This window comes from Novosphingobium sp. EMRT-2 (assembly GCF_005145025.1).
Taxonomy (GTDB): Bacteria; Pseudomonadota; Alphaproteobacteria; order Sphingomonadales; family Sphingomonadaceae; genus Novosphingobium.
The window spans coordinates 1,873,754-1,892,931 of record NZ_CP039695.1; the positions used below are offsets into that span (position 1 = coordinate 1,873,754).

Genomic DNA, 19,178 nt, shown 5'->3' on the forward strand with positions numbered 1-19,178 from the left:
CATGCCTCGTCCGCCCCGCACCGGATAGTCCAGCGTCAGCCGCCTTGCGCGGCCAGCGCCTTGTCCTCGTTCGCGCGCTTGATCACGTAGAGCCGGATCGTCTCGATCTGCGCCGGCGTCAGCACCGGCGACCAGGCGATCATGCCGTTGTCCTTCAGCGCGCCGTCGTGCACGATCATCTGCCACGATTTCGGATCGGCCAGAAAGCCGCTGCGGCGCAAGTCGGGCACCACGCCCCCGCCGATCGCGGCATCGCCGTGGCAGACGTTGCAATAGCGGCCGAAGTGCTGCGCGCCTTCCGCCACTTGCGCGGGCGTGCCGGTCAGGGCGGGCGGATCAAGCGGCAGTTCGTTCAGCGCCGGAGCCGGCGGCAGGCTGGCCTTGCCGCCGATCTTGAACACCAGCAGGCGGCTGACGTTGCGCACCGGGCCGGATTTTTCGGCGAGGATGCCGGTCGCCAGCGGCCACACGCCGCCCCAGCCGGCCAGCACCGCGACGTACTGCTCGCCGCCCGCCATGAACGTGACGGGGGCCGCGACCGCGCCGGTCTGCGCGGGGAACGACCACAGTTCCTTGCCGTCCCGGATCGAATAGGCCGCGAACGTGCCCTTGGCGTTGCCCTGGAACAGCAGGCCGCCCCCGGTGGCCAGCAGGCCCCCGTTCCACGGGCCGGGGAAGCTGACGCGCCAGCGTTCCTTCTGCGCTACCGGGTCCCAGGCGATGATCGCCCCAGTGGTGGCGGCGCGCGCCTCGGCGCGGACCTTGGCGTCGGCCGGCATCGCGCTGGCCGCCTGGTCGATGCCCACGTTGAAGCCAACCGGCGAAGGCTTCCAGTTCTTGTCGGGGAAATAGGGGAACGCGGCGAACTGCGCGGGGATGAACACCAGCTTCTGCGCCGGGTCATAGGCCATCGGGTGCCACGAATGCGCGCCCGCCGCGCCCGGCGTGCTGATGAAGGGCTTGCCCGTCTTGTCATAGCGCGAATCCGGGTTCTCGATCGGCCGGCCGCTCACCGGGTCCAGCCCGGTCGCCCAGTTCACCGGCGCATAGTTGTTGCCCGAGATGAACTGGCCCGTTTCGCGGTCGATCATATAGAAGAAGCCGTTCTTCGGCGCGTGCATCAGTACCTTGCGGACCTTCCCGTTGATTTCGAGGTCGGCCAGCATGATGTGCTGCGAAGCGGTGAAGTCCCAGGTTTCGCCCGGCGTTTCCTGGAAGTGCCAGACGTACTGGCCGGTCTTCGCGCGGATCGCGACGACCGAGGACAGGTAGAGGTTGTCGCCGCCGCCCGGCGACCGGTACGACTGGTTCCACGGGCTGCCGTTGCCCACGCCGATGTAGAGCAGGTCGGTGGCCGGGTCATAGGCCATCGAATCCCAGACGGTGCCGCCCCCGCCCAGCTTCCACCATTCGCCGTGCCAGGTGGATTCGGCCTTCTTCAGGTATTCCTCGGTGTTCTTCCCCGGCTGGTCTGGCACGGTGTAGAACCGCCAGACCTGCTTGCCGGTCTGCGCGTCGTAGGCGGTGATATAGCCGCGCACGCCCATTTCGGCGCCGCCGTTGCCGATCAGCACCAGCCCGTTGATCACGCGCGGCGCGCCGGTGATGGTATAGGCCTTGGTCTGGTCGACCGTCACGGTGGACCACACCTGCTTGCCCGTCGCGCGGTCCAGCGCGATCAGCCGGCCGTCCAGCGTGCCGAGATAGAGCTTGTCGCCCCACGCCGCCATGCCGCGGTTGACCACGTCGCAGCACGCCTTCACCGCGGTTTCACCGGGCACCTTGGGATCGAACTCCCACAGCAGCTTGCCCGATACCGCGTCATAGGCCTTGGCCTTCGACCACGCGGTGGTGATGTAGATCTTGCCGTCGATCACCAGCGGCGTCGCTTCCTGCCCGCGCGCGGTGTCCATGTCGGCGGACCAGGCCAGCCCCAGCGAGCCGATGTTGCCCTGGTTGATGCGGTCGAGCGGGCTGAAGCGCTGCTCGTCATAGGTGCGGCCATAGGAGAGCCAGTCCACCGCGCTGGCGGCCTGGATGCGCGCGGCGTCCACCACGCTGCGGGCGCCACCGTTCGCCGCCGTCACCATGTCGCTGGCGGTCAGCGTTGCCAGCAGCACCGCGCCCGATGCCAGCGCCCATCGGATTCCACGCATCATTCGCATCTCTCATCCTCTCCCGTCGGCCGGCTTCCGGCTCGGATTCGCGCCCCGTTTAATGGGTTAGTTAACCATCCGCTGGGCGTCACCCCAATACTTCACGCGCAGCGCCTTCTTGTCCATCTTGCCGGCGGCGGTGCGCGGGATTTCGGGCACGAACTCGACCGACTTGGGCGCCTTCACCCCGCCCAGGCGATCCTTGGCATAGGCGATGATCTCCTCCCCGGTGATCCCCTCGGCCACCACCACGGCATGGACCTGCTCGCCCCACTTCTCGTGCGGGATGCCGAACACGCAGGCCTCGCGCACTTGCGCGAGTTCGGTGACCGCCGCCTCGACCTCGGCGGTGAACACGTTGAACCCGCCGGAGACGACCATGTCCTTCTTGCGGTCGACGATGTAGAGGTAGCCGTCCTCGTCGAACTTGCCGACGTCGCCGGTGTGATGCCAGCCGAACTTGCGGACTTCGGCGGTTTCCTCGGGCTTTTCGAAATAGGAATGGCTGACCAGCGCGCCGCGCGCGCAGATCTCGCCCGCCTCGCCGCGCGGCACCTCGCGGCCGTCGTCGTCGAGCAGCGCGACCCGGATGGAGCGCGTGGGCCGGCCGCAGGCGGCCAGCTTTTCGGGCGCTTCCTTCGCGAACCGCGCCACGTCCTCGGGCGGGAACCACGCCACGATCATCGGGCATTCGACCTGGCCATAGGACTGGCACATGCACGGCCCGAAGATGTCGACCGCCTGCCGCAGCTTTTCCGGGCTGCACGGCGAACCGACCAGGATGAAGATGCGCAGGCTGGAATAGTCGTGATCGCCGATCTCGGGCGATGCCATCAGCTGGTACAGCGCCGTCGGCGGCAGGTACATGTGGGTAACCTTGTAGTCCGCGATCGTCCGCAGCACGCGCTCGGCGTCGAAGCCGGGCAGGATCACCTGCGTCGCGCCCAGGCTCAGCGTGGACAGCGCGATTGGCCCCGCCGCGTGCGTGATCGGCGCGGAAACCAGCGCCACCGGGCTGTCGGTGCGCCCGCCCATGCCGTCGGCGGCCGTCTCGATCATCGTGCCCCAGCCCAGGTTGGTGACATTGGCGCCCTTCGACGGGCCGGTGGTGCCGCCCGTGGGAAAGATGCCGACCAGATCGGACAGGTTGCCGAAGGCATCGACTTCCGGCTCGACGAAATCGGCGGCGGTCACGCCCGCCATGAACTCCTCGAGGCTGGGATCGTCGCCCATCCGCTTGTCGAGGCAGACGAAGTGCTGCATCACCGGGCAGCGGTCCTTGAGCTGCTGGACCTCGTCCGCCTTCGACGAATGATAGACCAGCCACTTGCAGCGCACGTAGTTGATGTAGCCGGCGTTGGCATCGATGGCGTTGCGCGTGTTGACCGGGATCCACTTGCCGTTGGCGCGCCACATCGCCAGCAGCACCACCAGCAGCATCCCGTCGTTCGGACCGTACAGGCCCAGCAGATCCTGGTTCTCGAACCCGCCGCGCTGCAGCGCCGCCGCGATCCGTTCGGACAGTTCCTTGGTCTCGGCGAAGGTCAGCTTCAGGCCGGTTTCGGTGTCCACCACCGCCAGCCGCTGCGGATCGCGATCATGGCCCCGGTCGAAATAGTCGATTGCACGCATCGTCGGATTACCCCCAGCGATTGATTTCAGGCCCCGGCGCCCAGGCGCGGAGCGGTTCGGATACGGTGGCGCGCGCCAGCGCGGTGGCCACGGCGGGCCGCTCCTGCACGCGCGCCAGCCATGCGGCGGTTTTCGGCGCATCGGCGAAGGCTTCCGGGCGCAGCAGGGCCATGCCCGCGAGCCAGGAGAACGTGACGATGTCGGCGATCGAATAGACGCCCATCAGCCAGTCGCGCCCGTCGGCCAGCTGGCCTTCGCAGCGCGCGACCGCCTGCGCCACCTTGGTCTCGCTGTCGGCCACCTGCGCCGCGTCCACCGCGCCGTCGTGCAGCGCCTGCCAGCGCTGGCGCAAGTCGTCGGACACGATGCTGGCGGTGATCCCCGCGAAATCCTCCGCGCCGATGGCGGCGATTTCCACCTGCGAGGAGGCCAGGTTGCCGAGCAAGGCCGCCGCCGGCGAAAGCCGTTCGGTGATCTGCCGACACCACATCATCATTTCCCAATGGGCATGGGAATCTTCTGGCTGAAGTCCGGCACCGCCCGCGCGTTCGTCGAGGTACTGCGCCAGGAACACCGACTCGGTCATCGCCTCGCCGTCGATCACCAGCACCGGGCCTTCGCCCTCGATGCCCATGTCGAGCGCGACGCGTTCGGTCAGGCCGGGGATGCCGTGCCGTTCACCGGCCAGCAGGTCGATCGGCCGGCAGGCGATGCCCAGCGCCGCTTCGCCGCCCGCTTCCGCAAGCGCCGCCAGCACCGTCAGCGAAGCGCCGTTCGGCTCGCCGTGATAGAGAACCGCGCCCATCAGTCGATGCCTTCCATGATCAGGCTGTAGCGGTGGGCCAGGTCGGTGCGCCCCATCGCCCAGGTCTTCTGCACCGCCTCGCGCTGGTACACGCGCTTGAGCCAGCGCATGATGTTGGGCGTGCGGTCCTTGCCGGCGAGGTCCGGCTGCGACAGCGGCAGCGAATAGGTGCTGTTGAAGATGTTGATGTCGGCCAGGCTGTATTGGTCCGAGCCGACATAGGCGCGCTTGCCCAGCTCCTGTTCGAGCAGATCGATGCCCAGCGCCACGCGGCGGCGGCTTTCCGCCATTTCCGCTTCCCCGAAAGCGCCGCTGATCGCCTTGCGCCAGGCCACGCGGCGTTCGGGCAGCGGGATGCGCTCGATCGCCGCGTCCAGCTCGGCCGGATCGCGCTGGCGCACCATCGGGCCGACGAACACACTCCAGCCGATCATCGAGAAGCTGGGGCCAAGCCACTGGTCCATGAACTTCATCCACCAGCGGATGCGCCAGCGGTCGCGCGGATCGGCGGGCATCAGGGCAGGCCCGGCGAATTCCTCGTTCACGTATTCCATGATCGCGGTGCTTTCGGTCAGCACGCGCGTGCCCCACGCCCCGCTGTGCGTCATCGCCGGGATCGTGCCCTGCGGATTGATCGCGAGGTATTCGGGCTTGTGCTGGTCGAACTGGAGCATGTCGATGTAATGGCTGTCGAACGACACGCCCTTTTCCATCAGCGCCAGCATCGGCTTGCCCGAATTGGCGTTGGGTTCCCAGTGGTAGAGCGCGATCCCGCTCATGCCGCGCCGCCGTGCTGCACCATCGACTCTCTCCCGATCGGGCCATCCCGATTTTGTTAGTGTTACATACTAATTTGGACCGAGAGTCGGTCAAGAGCCATCGCGTGAAAATTTGCGGCACTTTGGGGCAGCCGCGCGCGCCGCGCCGCTCCCCTTGCGGCGGGGTTTCATACAGTGAAACCAAAAGGCGCTATTGTGGCGAACACGGAAAACCCCGCGCCGGGGCGGCGCGGGGTTCCGGGGATCAGCAGGGAATGGTCAGGCGGCGTCGACCATCACGATCTCGCTGTCCTCGATCGCGGTGATGCGCACCACGTCGAGGTCGCTGATCGCCGCGCCGTCGCGGGCATTGACGCGCACGTCACCCACCTGCACCGCGCCGCTGGCGGGCACGAGGTAGGCCTTGCGATCGCGGGCCAGCGGGTATTCCGCGGTTTCGCCGGCCTTCAGCGTCGCGCCCACCACCCGCGCGTCGGTGCGGATCGGCAGCGCGTCGTTGTCGTTGTCATAGCCCGAGGCGAGCGTGACGAAGTGGCCCGAACGGTCGTCCTTGGGGAACGGGCGCGAACCCCAGCTCGGCGCGCCGCCATCGCGGGTCGGGATGATCCAGATCTGGAAGATCCGGGTGGTCACGTCCTCCAGATTGTATTCGGCATGGCGGATGCCGGTGCCGGCGCTCATCACCTGCACGTCGCCCGCTTCGGTCCGGCCCTTGTTGCCAAGGTCGTCCTGGTGCGTGATCGCCCCTTCGCGAACGTAGGTGATGATCTCCATGTCGCGGTGGGGGTGCGGGGGAAAGCCGCTTTTCGGCGCGATCGTATCGTCGTTCCACACGCGCAGGTTGCCCCAGTGGACGCGCGCGGGATCGTGATAGCTCGCGAACGAGAAGTGGTGCTTGGCATCGAGCCAGCCGTGGTTGGCGCCGCCAAGGCTGTCGAATGGGCGCAGTTCGATCATGGTATGTCTCCGTGGCGCGCCTCACAGCAGCGCGCCGTTGGACCCTATTTAGGCGTTGCCATCCTTTCCGTTCAGCCAGATAAATTGCGGCAATTCATTCGAGGAATCGGAAAAGTGAGCAACCCCGGCACGCCTACCTTCGATCAGCTGCGCATCTTCCTCGCCATCGTCGATACCGGCAGCTTTGCCGCCGCCGGGCGCAAGCTCAACCGCGCGGTTTCGGTCATCAGCTATGGCATCGCCAACCTCGAGGCCCAGCTCGGCCTCGAACTGTTCGACCGCGAAGGCACGCGCAAGCCGACGCTCACCGTGGCCGGGCGCGCGCTACTGGCCGAAGTGCGTTCGATCTCGCAGGGGATCGACGGGTTGCGCGCCAAGGTGAAGGGCCTGCTCGACGGGCTGGAGGCCGAAGTGGACCTTGCCATCGACGTGATGCTGCCGCCCGATCGGCTTGGTCGCGTGCTGCGCGCGTTCAAGCAGGAATTTCCGACCGTCCAGCTCAAGTTGCACATGGAAGCGCTGGGCGCGATCGCCGCCATGGTGCTGGACCGCAAGGCCATCGTCGGCATTTCCGGCCCGCTTTCGGCCGGCGTGGAAGGGCTGGAATCGCGCATGGCCGGGTCGGTGGCGATGGTCCCCGTCGCCGCGCCCGATCACCCGCTGGGCCGCGCCAGGGAAATCCTGCCCGGCATGGGCCGCGAATATACCCAGCTCGTGCTGACCGACCGCTCGCGCTTCACCGAAGGCCGCGACTATTCGGTCACCAGCCCGCAGACCTGGCGCCTGGCCGACCTTTCGGCCAAGCACGCGCTGCTGCGCGAAGGGATCGGCTGGGGCAACATGCCGCTGCCGATGATCGACGGAGACCTTGTGGCCGGCACGCTGGTGCGGCTGCACATGCCCGATCACGTCGGCGGCACCTATCGTTTCAACGGCGTGTGGCGGCGCGATACCCCGCCCGGCCCGGCCGCCTCGTGGCTGCTCGACCAGTTCGTGGAACTGGGCACGCACGACCGCGAGCTCGAAGGGCTGGGCGACATTTGACGCGAAAACGCCCGCCGGACCTTGCGGGCCGGCGGTCGCTTCGGAGGGCGGGGCGTTCAGCGCGCTGCCGGTTGCGCGATAGCGGGCGGGTCCAGCACCGCCCTGGCCGCCGGCAGCGCCTGTTCGCCCAGCAGGATTCCCGCCAGCCCGATCAGCGCGATCACCGGCGGGGCGGGCGATTTGACCCCCAGCAGGCCATAGACCATGCCGGCCAGCGTTCCGGCGCCCAGCGAAAGGAGCATGGCCTGCATGGCGGTCCTCCTCCTCAGGCCTGGATGAAGGCCAGCAGGTCGGCGTTGAACCGGTCCTGGTGCGTCGCGGTCAACCCGTGCGGCGCGCCTTCATAGATTTTCAGTTCCGCGCCCGGCACCATCTTCACCGCCAGTTCGGCCGCGTTGCCGATCGGCACGATCTGGTCGTCGTTGCCGTGGATGAACAGCGTGGGCACGTCGATCGCCTTCAGGTCCGGGGCGTAGTCGACTTCCGAGAATTCGTGGACGCAGAGGTACTGGCCCACGATCGAACCCTGCATGCCCTGCCGCCAGAACGACTGGCGCAGTCCTTCGCTGACCTGGGCGCCATCGCGGTTGAAGCCGAAGAAGGGCGTCGAAAGATCGAGGTAGAACTGCGACCGGTTGTCGGCCACGCCCTTGCGGATGCCGTCGAACACCGAAAGCGGCAGGCCGCCGGGATAGATGTCGCTCACGGCCATGCGCGGCGGCACCGCGCCCACCAGCACCATCTTCGCCACCCGCGCCGTGCCATGCCGGCCGACGTAGTGGGCGATCTCGCCACCGCCGGTCGAATGGCCGACCAGCACCACGTTGCGCAGGTCCAGCGCTTCGATCACCGCCGCCAGATCGTCGGCATAGGTGTCCATGTCGTTGCCGGTGTCGGGCTGGTCCGAACGGCCGTGGCCGCGCCGGTCATGGGCGATCACGCGGTAGCCCTGCTGCAGGAGGAACAGCATCTGGCCGTCCCAGGCGTCGGCCGAAAGCGGCCAGCCGTGCGAAAAGACCACGGGCTGGGCGTCCTTGCTGCCCCAGTCCTTGAAGAAAATGCGGGTGCCGTCTGCGGTGGTAACAAAGCTCATGGGAATTCTCCTTGGGATCACAGGAGGTTGGCAGAAACGGCCGGGCGGGAGGGATAAGGGGGAGACCGCCCGGCCGCAGGGGAAACAAGGGGTTCAGTGCGCGCCTTCGGAGGCGTTGAACATCGCGCGGGCATAAGTGATGCCCAGACCGTAGCCGCCACCCCACTTGCGGGCGATGCCGGTGGTCAGGTCATAGGTTTCCGCCCGCGCCCAGTCGCGCTGGAGTTCGAGCAGGTATTGCAGCGAGGTGATCGGCTTCGCGCCGGCCTGCACCATCCGCTCCACCGCCCGTTCGTGCGCTTCGTCGGAGATGTCGCCGCTGGCGTCGGTGATGACATAGGCTTCGAAGCCCTGTTCCAGCGCCGACAGCACCGGGCCGACGATGCAGACCGAGGTCCACAGGCCGGCGAAGACCAGCCGATCCTTGCCGATGCGGTTGACCTCGTCGATCACGGCGGCGTCTTCCCAGGTGTTCATCGACGTGCGGTCGAGCAGGGGCTGGCCAGGGAAGGCATCGGTGATTTCGCTGAACATCGGGCCGGAAAAGCTCTTTTCGGCCACCGTGGTCAGGATCGTGGGCACCTTGAAACCAGCGGCGGCATTGGCCACCAGCGCGGCGTTGTTGCGCAGCAGTTCGGGCGCGATCGACTTGGTGGCGAAGGCCATCTGCGACTGGAAGTCGATCAGCACCAGCGCGTGGTTGGCAGGATCGAGCAGGGCCGTGGCGGGGGTGGGCGTTGCGGTGACGGTCATGGCGGTATCCTTCTGGGAAAGCTCTGGAAAGTGCGTTCGTTCGCCCCGGGTCGCTGGGGTGAGTGAAGGAATACGGCGACTCAGTCTTTCAATGCAGAGGCATAATCTGGATTTGAACGTTCTATATTTTGGAAAAGTTGGCGCTTATTGCGCGGCGACCTTTTCCGCCTCGGCGCGGGTCATCACTTGCGCCAGCACATAGCGGATCGCTTCCGGGCGCACGCCCGGCGCCAGGCTTTTCGGCGGGGGCACGGTCAGCTTGCGCGCCATGAACGCGCAAGCGTCGCTGTCCACCACAGTGCTGCCGCTCGATTGCAGGATGTCGCAGGCGTGGATGTGGCCCGTCTCGTCGAACGCCACCTGCGCGCGCACGGACTGGCGATAGTCCTCGGGCAGCTTCGCCGCCTGCAGGGTCAGGCGGATGTTCGAGGAAGCCATGTGCTCGCCCATGCCCCACGATGTCGAAAGCGCGAACCGCCCGGCCACCGGCTGCCCGGCGGCGTCCTTCGCCGGCTCGAACCGCGCGCGGTTCTGCAACAGCGCGCAGGTCGCCGTGTCGAGCGCCGGGAAACCGCTGCTTTCGGTCACCGCGCATGCCGTCGCACGGCCCTGCGGCGAAACCTCCAGCGCCACCGAGACCACGCCGAATTCCTCGCGTTTCAGCGATTCTCGCGGGTAATCGTCACGCCCGATCATCCCCATGGGATTGCGCAGGCGGGGCGGTTGCTCGGCCTTCGCGGGCGCGGGGCCACCCAAGGCCAGCGCCGCGAGAAACAGCAGATAAGCCATCCTCTCCATCCGCCCATGCTACGCCTGCGCGCGGCATAATCAATCCGTCGCGGAAGGGGATTGGCGGTTATCGCAGCGCTGTCGGAACGATGGGACATCCGCCGGTCGCAACGGCCCGCGCCAGATGGCGCAAACGCGGCCCGAGCGCGCTATCAGGATGGCGAAAGGCAACCCTCTGCCCTCACCGCCATGCGCTTCGGCCAGCGCCCGCGCCGCCGACAAGGGCAATATCCGCGCGCGCCTGTCGGGAACGTCGGGCAGGCTGGGCGGACGATCGACCCAGGCGAGTTCGAGTTGGTCCGGCGCGCTTGCCGCCTCCAGCGCCGGCAGGGTCCGCAATTCGAGCTGGCAAGGCGCGCACCAACGCGCACCGACCAGCACGATCCGTCGCCCGGTATCGTCGGCGGCCGGTTGCGCCAGCGCGGCCGGCACGAAAAGTGCCGCAAGAATAAACGCAACTGCAATGGACAGCCGTCTCATGGCGGCTAGATTATCTGACATTGCCAACGCCGCAAAGGTTCTTGGATGCGCTTGAAATCCGCCTGTCTTTCCATTGCCTTGGCGATCTTGCCAGCCGCAACCGCTTGGGCGGCGGACGCCGCGCCAGCCGCGAAACCGAGCTTGCAGGAGGAATTCAACAAGGCATCCGAAGCGGCTGAAAACGGCCAATGCGGAACCGCGCTTGAAATCTTCAATCGTCTAGCCGTCGACCCCCGCGTAAAGCCTGGCACCCTTTCCTACGCCGCGATCGCGGTGCGCCGGGGCAATTGCCTGGTATCGGATGGAGAATTCGAGGAAGGCAGCGAACAGATCCACAAAGGCCTGCCCATCCTGGTCGCGGCCGGACCCGATTTCACATTCGACGTCATGCGGGCGGAGGATTCACTCGGCCGTGCCGCCGCGCAGGCCTTCGATCACGATGCGGCGATCATCCATTACCGCAAGGCGCTCGCGCTCGTCCAGGGCGCGCCGCGCGCGCAGATCCTCGTCCACCTTGCCCAGGTCACGGCGTTCGACGGGGGCACCGTACCGCTCGACTATGCAAACGAGGCCCTCGGCGTCGTGCAGTCGATCCCCAAGGCGAGCAAGGAATCGCTGGCGATCGCCTACACCACGCGCGGACGCATCTATCTCAATCAAGGCCAGATCAAGGAAGCGACCGCCGATTTCCGCAAGGCGGTCGACCTTGCCGGGGGGCTGACCCTGAGCAAGGTTTCGATCAACGACGTGGCGATACGCTCCGATCTGGCGCAAGCGCAGTTGCTTGCCGGCAAGCGGGACGAGGCACGCTTGACGCTGGCCTACACCGGTGCCGGGCGTATCGAGAAATCCCGGTTTACGCCGGGCAGAGCGATGCCGGTGCCCGAATGCGGGCAGGAATTCGGCTTGCGGCCCGAGGATTCGGCCATTGTCGAGTTCTCGATCGACGATGACGGCCACGTTCTTTCCGCCCAGACGATCTATTCGCGCGGCAATTACCGGACAGCGGCGACGTTTGCCCGTGCGGCCTTGGACTGGTCCTGGCAACCCGAACAGATCGCCAAGGTTCCCGCCTTCTTCCGCGCGCTGACCCGGGTGGAAATGCGTTGCTCCAACAGCGGCGCGGGCATGCCCGGCATCGTGGCGCCGCTGTTCCACCGCATGGATGAATGGGCGTCTCCGATCATCCAGTCGAGCGGCTTCCCTAATTTGGAAAACAGCCGGCTCTATCGCAGCAGGGAACAGCTTCACCAGTTCGGCGCCAGCCGTGAAACTGCCGGCGACGCGCGCGGCGCGGCCGCCGCCTTCGCGCTGGCCGCCCTTGCCGATGGCCGAGCCATCCAGTCGCGCGTCGACGAAATCGACCATGCCATGGCGCTTCTCGAGGGCGCGAAAGGCAATCCGCAGGCATTGAACAGCCTGCGCGTGATGCGCGAGGTGATTGCCTTGGCAATGTCGGCGAGCAAGACGAAGGATCCTCGCTCGTCCGCGGCCAACCGGTTCCTTTCGCTTGCCGACATGCCGGACATCGCCGGGGATGCCCTTGCGCAGGCCACGGTTCGCTTGTTGGCGGCCGAACGCCTGAGCAGCAAGGCCGGCGCGGAGCAAAAGGTGGAACTTTACCAGCGCGTCGCAGACGATGCGCGGCTGGGGGAAGGGCATCCGTTGCGGCAGGTCGCGCTGCTCTATCTGGCCAACATCGCGGCCGCCCAAGGCCACCTGCAGGACGCGCAAGGCTTCTTCCAGCGCACCGGCCTGACCGAACAACAGTGTTCGGTGATCGGTGCAGCGCCGGCGCTGCGCAGTTCGCGTGCGGACAGCAGCGATTATCCCTTGGAAGCCCTGCACATGGGCTTTGAAGGCTGGGTGAAACTGGAATTCGACATCAGCGCGGACGGCAAAACCGCCAATACCCGCGCGCTCCTCGCCTATCCGCCGTTCGTCTTCGTCGACGCGGCTTCAGGCATGGCGCGCGATTTTCGTTATGCCACCAGCTATCGTCCCTCGGGCGGTTCCGCCTGTGCAGCCCAGAGCGAAGTGGTGAACTTCGTCAACCCCTAGGGTCGGGACGAGTCCCGTCACGTCTGGCACCTGCGGCAGAAGAACGTGGAGCGGCCGCCCTGCACCACGCGCTCCACGATGCCGCCGCAGGGGCATGCCTCGCCCTCGCGGCCATAGACGCGCCAGTCCTTGGCGAAATAGCCCAGTTCGCCATCGGGCCGGGCATAGTCGCGCAGGGTCGATCCCCCCGCCGCGATCGATTCCTCCAGCACCGCGCGGATCATCGGCACCAGCCGCTCCAGCGCCTTGCGGGTGACCTTGCCGCCCGCGCGCTCCGGGTGGATGCCGGCGCGGTTCAGCGCCTCGCAGACGTAGATGTTGCCAAGGCCCGCCACGATGCGCTGGTCCAGCAGCAGCAGCTTCACCGCCGCGATGCGATCGCGAAAGGCAGCGGCGAGGTGCGCGGCGGTGAGGTCCGCGCCCAGCGGCTCCGGCCCCAGCGCGGCGAAGGCCGGCCAGGCTTCCAGCAACGGGGTATCGACGAGATCGACCGAGCCGAACCGCCGCGCGTCGTTCAGTGCCAGCACGTGTCCGTTGCCGGTTTCCAGCACCAGGTGATCATGCTTGCCGATGTCTGCGGGATCGATGCGCCAGCGGCCGGACATGCCCAAGTGGAACACCATCGTCCGGTCGCGGTCGGTGTGGACCAGCCCGTACTTGGCGCGCCGCCCCATCCCGGTCACGCGCGCGCCGGTCAGCGCCTGCGCCAGATCGGCGGGGAACGGGCGGCGCAGATCGGGGCGGTTGACGCGCACGCGCGCGATCGTCCGCCCTTCCAGCACGGTGGCCAGCCCGCGAACGGTGGTTTCGACTTCAGGAAGTTCGGGCATGATGGTTCTTTTTTGCGTGGATGCGCGCGGTGCCGACCCACTCCCCTAACAGGCTTTGCCGTCCGGACAATTCCCCACTAAAGGCGCTTGGCATGAACACTGGCACATCGGGCACCGAAACGGACACCGCCGGAACGGGCAACACGCAGGGGGAAACCGCGTCCTTCGGCTACGAGGACGTTCCCGCCGAGGAGAAGGTTGCCCGCGTCGGCGCGGTCTTTTCCAGCGTCGCGCGCAAGTACGACGTGATGAACGATGCCATGTCGGTGGGGATGCACCGGCTGTGGAAGGACCGGTTCGTCAAGCGGGTGAAGCCACGCGAGGGCGAATCGATTCTCGACATGGCCGGCGGCACCGGCGACATCGCCTTCCGCATGGCCCCGTCCGGCGCCGCGATCACCGTGTCCGACATCAATCAGGACATGCTCGACGTGGGCATCGAACGGGCCATGAAGCGCGGCATCGACGGGCTCGTCTGGTCGCGCCAGAACGCCGAGGAACTGAGCTTCGGCGATCGCTTCTTCGATGCCTACACGATCGCCTTTGGTATCCGTAACGTTACGCATATTGACAAGGCGTTGGCCGAGGCTTTCCGCGTGCTCAAGTTCGGCGGGCGGTTCTTCTGCCTGGAATTCTCGACCACCGAATGGCCGGGCTTCTCCGAGGTCTATGACGCCTATTCGCACAAGCTGGTGCCGAAGATCGGGCAGGCCATCGCCGGCGATGCCGACAGCTATCGCTACCTGATCGAATCGATCCGCCGCTTTCCGCCGATGCCGCAGTTCGAGGGGATGATCCGCGCGGCGGGCTTCCGCCACACCAGGGTCGAACCGATCCTGGGCGGCCTTGTCGCCATCCATTCGGGCTGGAAGGTCTGAGGGGGCGCCGGCCTTGACCCTGCCCGCCACCCATATCCGCCGCCTGCTCGGCTGGGGCCGCGTGCTGGCGCGCCACGGCGCGCTGCGCCTGCTCGAACAGAGCCCCAACACGCCCGCGCCGGTGCGCCGCCTGTGCCGCATCGCCCGGTTCGGCACGCGCCAGCCGGCGGAGCCGGACTATGCCGGCGCCTTCCGCGCGATCGGCCCGGCGGCGATCAAGCTGGGGCAGACGCTGGCCACACGGCCCGATCTGGTGGGCGAGGAAGCCGCGCGCAACCTGTTGAGCCTGCAGGACCGCCTGCCCCCGGTGGCGTTCAAGCACATCCGGCACGAGATCGAGACCACGTTCGAGCGCCCGCTCGAAGCGATGTTCGCGCAATTCGATCCCGAACCGGTCGGCGCCGCCTCGGTCGCGCAGGTGCACCGCGCCACCACCACCGAAGGGCGCGAGGTCGCGGTCAAGGTGCTGCGCCCCGGCGTGCGCGAGAAGTTCACGCGCGATATCGAGACCTACGAATGGGCCGCCGCGCACCTGGAAGCGCTGGGTGGTGAGGCCAGCCGCCTGCGCCCGCGCCTTGTCATCGCCAACTTCAAGCGCTGGACCGTGCGCGAGCTGGACCTGCGGCGCGAGGCCGCCTCCGCCTCCGAACTTGCCGAACAGATGCACGCCTTCGCCGGCTACCGCATCCCCGCGATCGACTGGGACCGCACCAACGGCCGAGTGATGACGCTCGACTGGATCGACGGCATCAAGATCAGCGATAACGCCGCGCTCGACGCCGCCGGGCACGACCGCAAGGAACTGGCCAGCCGGCTGGTGCTCGCCTTCCTCAACCAGGCGATCAGCGGCGGCTTCTTCCATGCCGACATGCACCAGGGCAACCTGTTCGTCGAAGCCGACGGGACCATCGCCGCGATCGATTTCGGCATCATGGGCCGCATCGACCGGCGCGCCCGCGCGTGGCTCGCCGAAATCCTCTATGGCCTCACCACCGGCAACTACCGCCGCGTGGCCGAGATTCATTTCGAGGCGCAATACGTGCCGAGCTACCATTCGGTCGACGAATTCGCGACCGCGCTGCGCGCCGTGGGCGAACCGATGCGCGGCAAGCCGGTCAGCGAACTTTCGGTGGGCCAGATGCTCGACGGGCTGTTCGCGATCACCCGCGATTTCGACATGCAGACCCAGCCGCACCTGCTGCTGCTGCAGAAATCGATGGTCATGGTCGAAGGCATCGCCACCCAGCTCGATCCCGAAATCAACATGTGGGATACCGCCGCGCCGTTCGTGCGCAGCTGGATTCGCGACGAACTCGGCCCCGAATCCGCGATCGCCGACCGTATCCGCGAGGACGCCGAAACGCTGCTGCGCCTGCCCGCGCTGGTGCGCCGGATCGAGGACCGCTTCCCCGCCAAGGGCGGCGCGCCCGAACCGCCGCCGCTGCCCGCCGTGGAACTGATGTGGGAGCGCAAGCGGAGCACCTCGTCCGGCGGCTGGGCGGGCTATGCGCTGGCCTTCGCGGCGGGCGCCGGCGTCACGCTCGCCGGCAGCCTGCTGGGCTGGTGGGGATGAACGCCGCGCCTCCTTCGGCGAAAGGCCGCCTTCGGCTTTCCAAGAGGCACTTCAACGCCCTCGATTTCTCGCGCCTGCTCGCGGCGGTGGCCGTGCTGTTCTGGCATTACCAGCACTTCTTCGTGCCGCCGGTCGAATACGGCTTCCACGTCCGGCGCTCGGCCGTGGTGCCGCTCTACCACGCGCTCGCCTGGCTCTACGACTACGGCCACACCGCCGTGCAGTATTTCTGGGCGGTTTCGGGCTTCGTCTTCGCGCACGTCTATCTGGCCGACACGCAGGGGCGCGGGCGCTTCTGGCTGGCGCGCGTGGCCCGGCTATGGCCGCTGCACCTGCTGACGCTGATGCTCGTGGCGGTGCTGCAGGCGGCCTATGCGGGCCTCAACGGCACCGATTTCATCTACCACCAGAACAACCTCAAGCACTTCCTGCTCAGCCTGCCGCTGATGCAGTACTGGGGATGGCAGGATAACCAGTCGTTCAACGGCCCGTCGTGGTCGCTCTCCACCGAAATGCTCGCCTACGCGGTGTTCTGGCTGACGCTGCCCGCTTTGCGCCGCGCGCCGCTGGCGCTGGGCCTGCCGATCGCGGCGGGCTTCGTCTGGGCGGTGTTCGCCAAGCTGCCCGACCGGGACGTGATGGCCTGCATCGGCTATTTCTTCGGCGGGGTGGCCGTCTATGGCATGGCGCTGCGCGGCTGGCTGCGCCCGGCCACGCTGCTGCCGCTGGGCGCGCTGCTGGTGGCGGGGGCGTTCTGGGCCTGGAACGGCTGGCAATCGCGCGACATGGTGATCCTGGCCGGCACCTTCGCCGCGCTCTGCCTCACGCTCGCGCTCGATCTGGCCGACCGCCACGATCGTTTCGCCATCGGCAAGCAACTGGGCGATGCCTCCTATGGCATCTACCTGTGGCATTTCCCGCTGCAGCTCATGCTGGTGCTGCTGATCGACGAGACGGTCGGCACGCGCCGCATCGCCAGCCAGCCCGCCTTCCTGGTCTTTTTCCTCGGCCTCGCCATCCTGGCCGGCTTCGCCTCGCACCGCTGGTTCGAACGGCCGGCGCAGCGCTGGGTGTTCCGCATGGCCAAGCGGCTGCGCGACCACCACCCGGCGCACGCCTGAACCGCTGCCCTCGAATAGCCCTGAAATGCGCCTGGAAGGCTTCTAAGCGGCGATGTCGCTGATCCGGTGGTGCGGCAGCAGCCGCCACGCCGCAAGCGCCAGCGCGACGTGGAACGCCTCCACGCCCATCGGCAGCGGCCATTGCGGATAGGGGCCGACCACCGCCACGTTCACCGCGCGGCCGACAAGCGACACGCCGAACAGCAGCGCCGGCACCAGCAGCAGGTCCGCGTTGCGGCGCCAGGCGCCCCACATCATGCAGAACGCACCGACGCCGAAGAACGAGGTGAAGTCCGCGCGGATCGTCGAAAGCCCCGCCGCCGCGCCCTGCGGCCCACCGGCCATGCCGATCGCCGCCACGCCCAGCCCCGCGCCAGCGCTGCCCGGATCGAGCAGGAACGAAACCGCCATGAACAGGTCGAACAGACCGGTCAGGAAAATCAGCGCGGTCACTACAAGACGCATATCGGTCCCTCCGTTTCGGGCCGGTGTGCCGCAAGTTCGCCTTTCGCGCAAAAGGATTGCGCGCGGGCGAACCTCATTGCACAAGCGCGGGCGATGAACGGACCGCGCATTCTCCTGATCGTCGGTGGCGGAATCGCCGCCTACAAGGCCGCCGAACTGGTGCGGCTGATCCGCAAGGAAGGCGGCTCGGTCACCTGCGTCCTGACCGACGGCGGATCGCACTTCGTCACCCCGCTCACGCTCGCCGCGCTCAGCGAGAATCCCGTCCATACGACGCTGTGGGACCTCAAGAACGAGGTCGAGATGGGGCACATCCAGCTGTCACGGCAGGCCGATCTGGTCGTCGTCTGCCCGGCGACGGCCGATCTGCTCGCCCGCATGGCGGCGGGCGTGGCCGACGATCTGGCCACCACGCTGCTGCTCGCCACCGACAAGCCGGTGCTGGCGGTGCCGGCGATGAACGTGCGCATGTGGGGCCATCCCGCCACGCGGCGCAACGTGGCCACGCTGCGCGCCGATGGCGTGACCGTGCTGGAGCCGGACGAAGGCCCGATGGCCTGTGGCGAATACGGCCCCGGCCGCCTGCCCGAACCGCCCGCGATCTGGCAGGCGATCGCCGGCATGTGCGGCCTCAGCGCGCGTCCGCTCGCCGGCAAGCACATCGTCGTCACCGCCGGCCCCACCCACGAACCGATCGATCCGGTGCGCTACATCGCCAACCGCTCCAGCGGGAAGCAGGGCTTCGCCATCGCCGCCGCCGCCGCGCGGGCCGGGGCGCGGGTGACGCTGGTGGCGGGGCCGGTCCAGTTGCCGACGCCGCCGGGCGTGGACCGGGTGGACGTGGAAACCGCGCGCGCGATGGCCGCCGCGGTCGAGGCCGCGCTGCCCGCCGACGCCGCCGTGATGGTCGCCGCCGTGGCCGACTGGCGCGCGGCGGACGAAGCGCCGCAGAAGCTCAAGAAGGACGGCTCGGGCGAAATTCCGCCGCTGCGCCTTGCCGAAAATCCCGATATCCTCGCCACGCTCTGCCGTTCCCCCGCCCGCCCCCCGCTGGTGGTCGGCTTCGCGGCGGAGACCGAGACCGTGATCGCCCACGCGCAGGCCAAGCTGGCCCGCAAGGGCGCCGACTGGATCGTCGCCAACGACGTGTCGGGCGATGTGATGGGCGGCGCGCGCAACGCCGTCCATATCGTCACCGCCGCAGGGGTCGAAAGCCTGCCCGAAATGCCCAAGGACCAGGTCGCCGCCGCGCTGGTCGAAAGGATAGCCCATGCACTCGCCTGAAACCGCCGCCGTTCCCGTCCGCGTCAAGCGCCTGCCCGGCGCCGGCGACCTGCCGCTGCCCGCCTATGCCACCGCCGGCGCGGCGGGCATGGACGTGGTTTCAGCCGAGGACGTGACCCTGGCCCCCGGCGCGCGCCATGCCGTCGCCACCGGCCTTGCCGTGGCGATTCCGCAAGGGTTCGAGATCCAGGTCCGTCCGCGTTCGGGCCTCGCGCTCAAGCACGGCGTCACCGTGCCCAACACGCCGGGCACGATCGATTCGGATTATCGCGGCGAACTGAAGGTCATCCTGATCAACCTGGGCGCAGAACCCTTCGCCATCCGGCGCGGCGATCGCGTGGCGCAACTGGTGCTCGCCCCGGTGACCCAGGCAAGCTGGCTGGAAGTGGACGAACTGGACGAAACCGCGCGCGGCGAAGGCGGCTTCGGATCGACCGGCGGGGTGGTCGCCTTCAGCGAATAAGGCTGGACGCCCCGG

At 67.7% G+C, this 19,178-nt stretch carries 18 protein-coding genes and 1 pseudogene; 7 read left to right on the forward strand and 12 right to left on the reverse strand.

All coding sequences use genetic code 11. The annotated features are described in order from the left end of the window. Nucleotides 1–35: 35 nt before the first annotated feature. From FA702_RS09260 to FA702_RS09280, 5 genes are all read right to left on the reverse strand, one after another. Nucleotides 36–2,156 carry a PQQ-dependent dehydrogenase, methanol/ethanol family gene (locus tag FA702_RS09260; RefSeq protein ID WP_136957327.1) on the reverse strand — a complete coding sequence of 707 codons (2,121 nt, stop codon included), beginning with the start codon at nucleotides 2,154–2,156 and terminating at the stop codon, nucleotides 36–38. Nucleotides 2,157–2,222: 66 nt separating this feature from the next. Further along, the gene (locus FA702_RS09265; protein ID WP_136955914.1) at nucleotides 2,223–3,788 is read right to left on the reverse strand and encodes a class I adenylate-forming enzyme family protein; all 1,566 of its coding nucleotides are present in this window, start codon (nucleotides 3,786–3,788) and stop codon (nucleotides 2,223–2,225) included. Nucleotides 3,789–3,795: 7 nt separating this feature from the next. After that, nucleotides 3,796–4,593: a glutathione S-transferase family protein gene (locus FA702_RS09270; protein WP_136955915.1), complete on the reverse strand. Its 798-nt coding sequence runs from the start codon at nucleotides 4,591–4,593 to the stop codon at nucleotides 3,796–3,798. Continuing rightward, nucleotides 4,593–5,372, reverse strand: coding sequence for a glutathione S-transferase family protein (locus FA702_RS09275; RefSeq protein ID WP_136955916.1), 780 nt, complete (start codon nucleotides 5,370–5,372; stop codon nucleotides 4,593–4,595). Before FA702_RS09275 ends, FA702_RS09270 begins: the two co-directional genes overlap by 1 nt. 258 nt (nucleotides 5,373–5,630) lie before the next feature. Continuing rightward, a complete protein-coding gene (locus FA702_RS09280; protein WP_136955917.1) occupies nucleotides 5,631–6,329 on the reverse strand; it encodes a pirin family protein in 699 nt (232 codons plus the stop codon). A 114-nt stretch (nucleotides 6,330–6,443) separates the two neighbouring features. Here FA702_RS09280 and FA702_RS09285 point away from each other — a divergent pair, with 114 nt between their 5' ends. Next, complete coding sequence (locus tag FA702_RS09285; protein ID WP_136955918.1) at nucleotides 6,444–7,373, forward strand: LysR family transcriptional regulator; 930 nt, start codon at nucleotides 6,444–6,446, stop codon at nucleotides 7,371–7,373. Between the two features lie 89 nt (nucleotides 7,374–7,462). On the opposite strand, the pseudogene FA702_RS09290 reads toward FA702_RS09285, so the two are convergent. From FA702_RS09290 to FA702_RS09310, 5 genes and pseudogenes are all read right to left on the reverse strand, one after another. Further along, a pseudogene (locus FA702_RS09290) lies at nucleotides 7,463–7,624 on the reverse strand (DUF1427 family protein); the annotation flags it as partial. A 14-nt stretch (nucleotides 7,625–7,638) separates the two neighbouring features. Then, on the reverse strand, nucleotides 7,639–8,466 hold the full coding sequence (locus tag FA702_RS09295) for an alpha/beta fold hydrolase (RefSeq protein WP_136955920.1): 828 nt from the start codon (nucleotides 8,464–8,466) through the stop codon (nucleotides 7,639–7,641). 93 nt (nucleotides 8,467–8,559) lie between these two features. Then, nucleotides 8,560–9,219: a hydrolase gene (locus tag FA702_RS09300; protein WP_136955921.1), complete on the reverse strand. Its 660-nt coding sequence runs from the start codon at nucleotides 9,217–9,219 to the stop codon at nucleotides 8,560–8,562. A gap of 144 nt (nucleotides 9,220–9,363) precedes the next feature. Further along, nucleotides 9,364–10,008 (reverse strand): energy transducer TonB, encoded by a 645-nt coding sequence (locus tag FA702_RS09305; protein ID WP_168196038.1) that lies wholly within the window; start codon nucleotides 10,006–10,008, stop codon nucleotides 9,364–9,366. Nucleotides 10,009–10,047: 39 nt separating this feature from the next. Next, on the reverse strand, nucleotides 10,048–10,488 hold the full coding sequence (locus FA702_RS09310) for a thioredoxin family protein (protein ID WP_136955923.1): 441 nt from the start codon (nucleotides 10,486–10,488) through the stop codon (nucleotides 10,048–10,050). A 141-nt stretch (nucleotides 10,489–10,629) separates the two neighbouring features. On the opposite strand from FA702_RS09310, the gene FA702_RS09315 reads away from it, so the two are divergent. Next, nucleotides 10,630–12,549, forward strand: coding sequence for an energy transducer TonB (locus FA702_RS09315; protein WP_168196039.1), 1,920 nt, complete (start codon nucleotides 10,630–10,632; stop codon nucleotides 12,547–12,549). A gap of 17 nt (nucleotides 12,550–12,566) precedes the next feature. Here the strand turns inward: FA702_RS09315 and mutM are convergent, their stop codons facing one another. After that, on the reverse strand, nucleotides 12,567–13,379 hold the full coding sequence (mutM, locus tag FA702_RS09320; RefSeq protein ID WP_136955925.1) for a bifunctional DNA-formamidopyrimidine glycosylase/DNA-(apurinic or apyrimidinic site) lyase: 813 nt from the start codon (nucleotides 13,377–13,379) through the stop codon (nucleotides 12,567–12,569). 92 nt (nucleotides 13,380–13,471) lie between these two features. Here mutM and FA702_RS09325 point away from each other — a divergent pair, with 92 nt between their 5' ends. The 3 genes from FA702_RS09325 to FA702_RS09335 are packed head-to-tail and all read left to right on the forward strand — an operon-like array spanning nucleotide 13,472 to nucleotide 16,951. Then, the gene (locus FA702_RS09325) at nucleotides 13,472–14,257 is read left to right on the forward strand and encodes a class I SAM-dependent methyltransferase (RefSeq protein ID WP_136955926.1); all 786 of its coding nucleotides are present in this window, start codon (nucleotides 13,472–13,474) and stop codon (nucleotides 14,255–14,257) included. 13 nt (nucleotides 14,258–14,270) lie between these two features. Next, complete coding sequence (gene ubiB, locus FA702_RS09330) at nucleotides 14,271–15,830, forward strand: 2-polyprenylphenol 6-hydroxylase (protein WP_136955927.1); 1,560 nt, start codon at nucleotides 14,271–14,273, stop codon at nucleotides 15,828–15,830. Next, entirely contained in the window at nucleotides 15,827–16,951 is a 1,125-nt protein-coding gene (locus tag FA702_RS09335; protein ID WP_136955928.1) for an acyltransferase, read from the forward strand. The genes ubiB and FA702_RS09335 overlap by 4 nt, the downstream gene beginning before the upstream one ends. 42 nt (nucleotides 16,952–16,993) lie before the next feature. Here the strand turns inward: FA702_RS09335 and FA702_RS09340 are convergent, their stop codons facing one another. After that, entirely contained in the window at nucleotides 16,994–17,416 is a 423-nt protein-coding gene (locus FA702_RS09340) for a hypothetical protein (RefSeq protein WP_136955929.1), read from the reverse strand. A 93-nt stretch (nucleotides 17,417–17,509) separates the two neighbouring features. Here FA702_RS09340 and coaBC point away from each other — a divergent pair, with 93 nt between their 5' ends. Both coaBC and dut read left to right on the forward strand, forming a co-directional pair. Then, nucleotides 17,510–18,700 carry a bifunctional phosphopantothenoylcysteine decarboxylase/phosphopantothenate--cysteine ligase CoaBC gene (gene coaBC, locus FA702_RS09345; RefSeq protein ID WP_136955930.1) on the forward strand — a complete coding sequence of 397 codons (1,191 nt, stop codon included), beginning with the start codon at nucleotides 17,510–17,512 and terminating at the stop codon, nucleotides 18,698–18,700. Beyond that, on the forward strand, nucleotides 18,687–19,163 hold the full coding sequence (dut, locus tag FA702_RS09350) for a dUTP diphosphatase (RefSeq protein WP_136955931.1): 477 nt from the start codon (nucleotides 18,687–18,689) through the stop codon (nucleotides 19,161–19,163). Before coaBC ends, dut begins: the two co-directional genes overlap by 14 nt. The last annotated feature ends 15 nt before the right edge of the window (nucleotides 19,164–19,178 follow it).